Below are 6182 nucleotides of genomic sequence, written 5' to 3'. Positions count from 1 at the left end.
CACCTGCTGGTCATTGAGGCGTGGCTTGCGCATGACCGCAGAAGTAATAGCGCCCGTCCTACTTTTCGCACCACTCAGCCTACACACCGCTCCCTTGCTCCCCTGCTAAAATGAGGGGATGGCTCAGGGCGGCGGTACTACTCGCGTTCCCGAGGGTGACGGTGCGGGGCCCCTGCGCTTCCCACAGCTTGAGGGTGCAGGGGCAGGCGAGTTGCCCCGGCTCACTCTCCGCCCCCAGCACACGCGGGGGCCTCACTCACGTGCAGCCGACTGTCCACGTCACCGGGGCAAACCCTCTACTGGATGTTGGCCGAGACGCTCGCGTCGCCATTGAACATGAAGGTGCACGAGGTGCGCTTCACACCGCCGGACGAGCACGCGCCCGACCAGATGGCCGTCCGGCCGCTGTCCACCTTCAAGGTGATCTGCGTGCCCAGAACGAACGTCCCCGAGCCGGGCATGTTCGCGTGGGCGTAGATCCCCGTCGGGTTCGAGGTGATGACGGGACCCAGACGTCCGGTGGCGGTGACGGACAGGGTCGCCTCGTTCGTCTTGGCGTTCGAGACGAACGCATCGTACTTCACGCTCTTGAAATTGCCGGCGGCGTCATAGATGCGGACGGTGATGCTGTGGAAGCCGTTCGGGGCGGTGGTGGTGTCCCAGTCCAGGCTGTAGGGCGCCGTGGTGTCGCTGCCGAGCAACGTGTTGTAGTCGTAATAGAACTCGACGCGAGCGACGCCGATGTTGTCCTGCGCGGACGCCGTCACCGTGACAATCCCCGAGAGGTCAATCCCATACTCGGGCGAGGTGATGGTCCCGGTCGGGGCCTGGGTGTCGACCCCACCGGCGTTCAGGACGTTGAGGGGGCGCACGAGCGCCGAGGTCGCCACGTTGCCCGTCGCATCGAAGGCCTTCGCGCTGAGGGAGGTGGAATCATTCGGTTCGGCGGTGGTGTCCCAGGCGAAGCTGAAGGGCGGAGTCGTGTCACTGCCAATGAAGAGCCCTGACCGGTAGAAATCGACCCGCGTGACGCCGACGTCGTCCGTGGCGTCCACGTCGATGTTGACGATGCCGCTCACCGTGGAGCCCGACACCGGCGAGGTGATCGACACGGTCGGGGCGGTGTAATCCGCTCGCACGGAGAGGCCGATGTAATCCACGGAGATGCTGGTGAAGTTGTCCTCGAGGTGCCAGTTCTCGCTGACGCGGACCTCGATGTCTCCACCGGTCGAGGAGACGGGGGCCTCGCAGGTCACGTACGAAGTCCCGGTGAACGTACAGGCGCCGTAGGTGAAGTACGTGTCCGTGGCGTTCTTCCAGTCGAAGGAGAAGGTCTCGAAGTCGGCGAGGGACTTCTTGGCGATGACGCGCAGCGTGTAGTGACCCGCCGGAACCGCGGGGAGCGTCCACGTGTGGTCGAGCTTCTTGTGCGTGCTGTCGTAGAACGCAGCCGTCTCGGTGAGCACCTGGGCGACGCCGTCCGCCGCCTGCGTGTCCGCGAAGGTGCCAGAGGAGATCTTCCCAAGGTAGGGAATGGACTCGGAGGTCGCCACGAAGGCGCCCTCGGCGTTCTGAAGCCCGGCGGCCCGTCCGGCCAGGGCGTCCGCCCCTTCCCTGGGACCACAATTCACGAGGAAGGTGCCGGCGACAAGGGCACCAAGGAGAGACTTCAGCGGTGACGCGTTCATGAGTGCTTTCTCGGGATGGACAGACGTCCGGTGTACCTTTTTTCCTTCTCACGAGAATACAAGAATAAGCAACATATCCTGGTTCTTCCTTTCTTCCAGGGAGTGAATGAATTCTTGGAGTAACATTCCTTTCACGGAGAGGCTCGGAGGAGGCTGTCCGGGCCGTGCCCGGAAGCAGCTGTTCAGTATCCGGTGAGTGTCTACGACTCCGGTGCGACTGCCCTGCCGGTCTGGTACGCAGCGTGGACGGTCTGGGAGGGCCATTGCCACTGGCGGTTCGAGGGAGCAGGAGTTGGGATCAGTCCCCGTTGCTGGCCCATGGCTTCGCCGTCCTGGTCACGACCGTGGCCCTGCTGCTTCAGCTCATTCTCCATCCCTACATCAGGTCCACGCCGTTCATCCTCTTCTTCGGCGCGGTGATGCTCTCGGGGTGGAAGGGGGGATGGGGACCGGGCCTCTCGAGCACCGGTCTCTCCACCCTGGTGGTCAGCTACTTCTTCCTGCCCCCGGAGCATTCGCTGACCCTGCGCTCCCAGGACACCCTGTCGGTCATCCTCTTCCTCACCGTCTCCACCCTCATCACCCTGCTGAACGTGCGCGCGCGAACCGCTCGGGCCGAGGCCGAGGCGCAGCGCGCACGGCTCCACGCCCTCTTCATGAGGGCCCCCGCGATCATCGCCATCCACCGCGGCCCCGAGCACATCTTCGAGCTCAGCAACCCCCCGCATGCGGAGCTCCTCGGCCATCGGGAGATATTGGGCAAGCCCGTGAGGCAGGTGCAGCCCGAGCTGGACGGCATGGGCTTGTTCGAGCAGTTGGATCGCGTGTACCGGACGGGTCAGTCCTACACCGGCAAGGAAGTCGCCGCCCCGGTGGGAGACCCCAGGCATCCGCGCACGGGCTACTTCAATTTCGTCTACCAGCCCATGCCCGGGCCGGACGGAAAGCCAGACGGGGTGATGGTCTTCAGCTCCGAGGTGACCGAGCAGGTGCTGGCGCGGCGCGGCCTCGAGGCCGCCGAGCGGCGCCTGGCCACCATCACCCAGAACGCCACACTGGGGCTCTTGTTGATGGACGCCCGTCAGCACTGCATCTTCATGAACCCCGCGGCCGAGAAGATCACGGGCTTCACCCTGGAGGAGGTGCGGGGCAAACCCCTGCATGAGTTCATCCACCACACCCGGCCTGATGGAACGCCCTACCCCATGTCGGAGTGCCCCATCGACCGGGCACTGCCGACCCGGGCCCAGGAGCAGGGGGAAGACGTGTTCGTCCACAAGGACGGAAGCTTCTACCCGGCCGCCTTCACCGCGAGCCCCATCACCGAGGGGGGGAAGGCGGTGGGCACCGTCGTCGAGCTGAGGGACACCACGGAGGACAAGCGCCAGCAGGCCGAGCGCGAGCGGCTCCTGGCGGAGCTTCAGGAGGCAGTGCGTCTGCGGGACGAGTTCCTCTCCGTCGCCAGCCACGAGCTGAACACACCGCTCACCCCGCTGAGTCTCAGGCTCCAGGCACTCGCGAAGACCGTCGAAACCGACCCGGACTCCCCCCTGGCCGAACGTGTCCGCAAGGAGGTGGACATGATGCGCCGGCAGGTCAAGCGCCTGTCGGACCTGGTGAACGACCTGCTGGACGTGTCGCGGATCAGCACCGGACGCATGAAGTTGCAGGTCGAGGAGGTGGACCTCTCGGAGGTGGCGCGTGAGGTCGTGGCCCGCTTCATCCCCGAGGCGGAGCGCGCCGGGAGCGGGCTCGAGCTCCACCTGGAGGGGCCGGTCGTCGGCCGGTGGGACAGGCTCCGGCTGGAGCAGGTGCTCACGAACCTGCTGTCCAACGCCATCAAGTACGGGGCCGGCAAACCCATCCACATCCACGTCCAGCGGAGCGACGGCCTGGCACGGCTCCTGGTCCGGGATGAAGGGATTGGCATCAAGCCCGAAGCGCTGGGGCGCATCTTCAATCGCTTCGAGCGCGCCGTGTCGGAGCGGCACTACGGCGGGCTCGGCCTGGGCCTGTATGTGACGCGGCAGATCGTCGAAGCGATGGGCGGGACGGTGAAGGCCGAGAGCACTCCGGGTCAGGGAGCCACCTTCACCGTGGAGCTGCCACGCCAGGGCGAGCCCCACTGACCGGCGGCTTCACGAGTCCTCCAGCACGGTCTCCTCGACACGGCTCCCCTCCCGCGCGGCGCCCAGGCTCTCGCGGACCCAGCGGGCCAGCTCCGGCGGCCCGGCCTCGGGGCGTGCCCGCCGCGCTGGAGAGAGCATGCGGCGCACGTCCTCGGCGGACCCGGGCCGGTCCTCCGGCCCGCGCGCGAGGCAGGCCCGGAGCGCCGGGCGGAGATCCTCGTCCACGTCCTCGAGCGGCCCCACGTCCGCCTCGCGGATGCGCTCCATCGTCTCCAGCGGCGTCTCCCCATCGAAGGGGCGCCGCCCGGTGAGCAGCTCGTGGAGCGTCGTCCCCAGGGAGAAGAGATCGCTCGCGGGGCCCAGCACGCCGCCGCGCACCTGCTCGGGGGACATGTACGCGTACGTCCCCTTGCGCACCCCGGAGCGCGTCTGGTCTCGCAGCAGCGTGGCCTTGGCGATGCCGAAGTCCGCCAGCTTCACCTCGCCCAGCCGGGACACCAGCACGTTGGAGGGCGTGACGTCCCGGTGCACCAGTCCCAGGGGCCGGCCCGCCTCGTCCTCCAGCCCGTGCACCGCGGCGAGCGCCAGGGCCAGCTCGTCCGCCACGAAGAGGGCCAGCGGCGCCCCGGGCGTCCCGTGCGCCAGGAGGCTCGCCAGGTCCGCGCCCTCCACATAGTCCAGCCGTACGTAGTAGGCGCCGTCCGCGTACCCCAGGTCGTGCACCCCCACGAGGTTGCGATGGCTCAGCCTCGCGCCCAGCCGGCCCTCCTCGAGGAACATGCGCTCGTAGGTGGGATTGCCCTGGTGCTCGGGGCGGAGCACCTTGAGCACCACGCGCTTCTCGAAGCCGCTGGCGCCGAAGGCCAGCGCGAGGAACACCTCGGCCATGCCCCCCGCGCCGAGCCGGCGCACGAGGCGGTAGGGGCCCAGCTGTCGCGGCAACTCCCTCACCCGGCCTAGACTAGCGCAACCCGTGTCCGAGACCGTCCTCTCCACCCAACAGGATGCCCCCGGCAACACTCCGCCCCGGCGCTGCCAGCTCGTCGTCGTCGACGGGCCCGATGCCGGGCGCGCGGTGGCGCTCGGGCAGGCGCCGGTGCGGGTGGGCACGCGCGAGGGGTGCGCGCTGCGGTTGAGCGACCCGCGCGTCTCGGGCGAGCACCTGGAGCTGCACGCGGAGGCGGCGGGCTTCGTGGTGCGCGACCTGGGCAGCCGCAATGGCACGCTCTACGAGGGCTCGCGGATTGGCGAGGTGCGGGTGCGCGTGGGCGCCACCTTCAAGGTGGGGCGGAGCTTCCTGCGCATCCAGTCCGAGGGACAGCCGTGGGAGGTGGCCCCGAGCCAGGCGCGGCGCTTCGGAGAGCTGGTGGGCGAGAGCCTCGCCATGCGCGAGCTGTTCGCGGTGCTGGAGCACGTGGCGCCCACGGACACCACGGTGCTCATCCAGGGCGAGACGGGGACGGGCAAGGAGGTGGTGGCGCGCGCCCTCCACGAGGCGAGCGCCCGGCGCAAGAGGCCCTTCGTGGCGGTGGACTGCGGCGCGCTGCCCGAGGGGCTGGTCGAGAGCGAGCTGTTCGGCCACGTGCGCGGGGCCTTCACGGGAGCGCTGGCGGCACGCTCGGGCGCCTTCGTGCGGGCGAATGGCGGCACGCTCTTCCTCGACGAGCTGGCGGGCATTCCGCCTTCGGTGCAGGCGCGGTTGCTGCGCGTGCTGGAGGAGCGCCGGGTACGTCCCGTGGGAGGTGACGCCGAGCAGGCCGTGGACGTGCGGGTGGTGGCGGCCTCGCGGGTGGACCTGTCGCTGGCGGTGGCCGAGGGCACCTTCCGGCCGGACCTCTACTACCGGCTGGCGGTGGTGACCCTCCCCCTGCCCCCGCTGCGCCAGCGCCGGGAGGATCTGCCGTTGCTGGTGGCGGACCTGCTGCGCCGCCGGGGCCTCGAGCCGGGTGTCATCCGGGGCCCGGGGCTGGAGCTGCTCTCGGGGCACGACTGGCCGGGCAACGTGCGCGAGCTGCGCAACGTGTTGGAGCGGGCGCTGGTGCTCTCGCCCCGGGCGCACGGCTTCGAGGAGCTGCGCCTGTCACTCCAACCGCATGGCACGGGGCCGGAGGTGCCTCTGCGCACGGACCTGCCCTTCGCGGAGGCGAAGCAGGCGGTGCTGGACGCCTTCGAGCGGCACTACCTCCGGGACGTGCTGGCGCGGGCGGGAGGCAACCTCTCGGAGGCCGCGCGGCAGGCCGGAGTGGATCGCAAGCACCTGCGAACCCTGGCCCGGCGCCACGGTCTGCTTTCGGAAGATCCCGAGTCTCCCTGACGGAAAAGCCCACGCTCCGGACCGGACCATCGGCGATACAGTGCGGTGGAA

Annotated in this window: 4 protein-coding genes; 2 read left to right on the top strand and 2 right to left on the bottom strand. The window is 69.1% G+C overall.

Annotated elements, in window-relative coordinates; genetic code table 11:
- Positions 1 to 296 precede the first annotated feature (296 nt).
- Positions 297 to 1688: an Ig-like domain-containing protein gene (locus NR810_RS51200; RefSeq protein WP_257463477.1), complete on the bottom strand. Its 1392-nt coding sequence runs from the start codon at positions 1686 to 1688 to the stop codon at positions 297 to 299.
- 308 nt (positions 1689 to 1996) lie between these two features.
- Here NR810_RS51200 and NR810_RS51195 point away from each other — a divergent pair, with 308 nt between their 5' ends.
- Positions 1997 to 3817: a sensor histidine kinase gene (locus NR810_RS51195; protein ID WP_257463476.1), complete on the top strand. Its 1821-nt coding sequence runs from the start codon at positions 1997 to 1999 to the stop codon at positions 3815 to 3817.
- Between the two features lie 9 nt (positions 3818 to 3826).
- Here NR810_RS51195 and NR810_RS51190 read toward each other — a convergent pair whose 3' ends face one another.
- Positions 3827 to 4759 carry a serine/threonine-protein kinase gene (locus NR810_RS51190; protein ID WP_257463475.1) on the bottom strand — a complete coding sequence of 311 codons (933 nt, stop codon included), beginning with the start codon at positions 4757 to 4759 and terminating at the stop codon, positions 3827 to 3829.
- A gap of 31 nt (positions 4760 to 4790) precedes the next feature.
- Here NR810_RS51190 and NR810_RS52760 point away from each other — a divergent pair, with 31 nt between their 5' ends.
- Positions 4791 to 6131, top strand: coding sequence for a sigma 54-interacting transcriptional regulator (locus NR810_RS52760; protein ID WP_257463474.1), 1341 nt, complete (start codon positions 4791 to 4793; stop codon positions 6129 to 6131).
- Positions 6132 to 6182: the final 51 nt, after the last annotated feature.

The sequence above is a fragment of the Archangium lipolyticum genome (assembly GCF_024623785.1).
In the GTDB taxonomy this organism is placed as follows: Bacteria; Myxococcota; Myxococcia; order Myxococcales; family Myxococcaceae; genus Archangium; species Archangium lipolyticum.
Note: the sequence above shows the minus strand (reverse complement) of the source record. Positions and strands in the feature narration are given on the sequence as shown.

Coding starts and splice junctions, on each gene's coding strand:
- NR810_RS51200 (WP_257463477.1), bottom strand. CDS start 1,688: ATGAACGCGTCACCGCTGAAGTCTCTCCTTGGTGCCCTTGTCGCCGGC.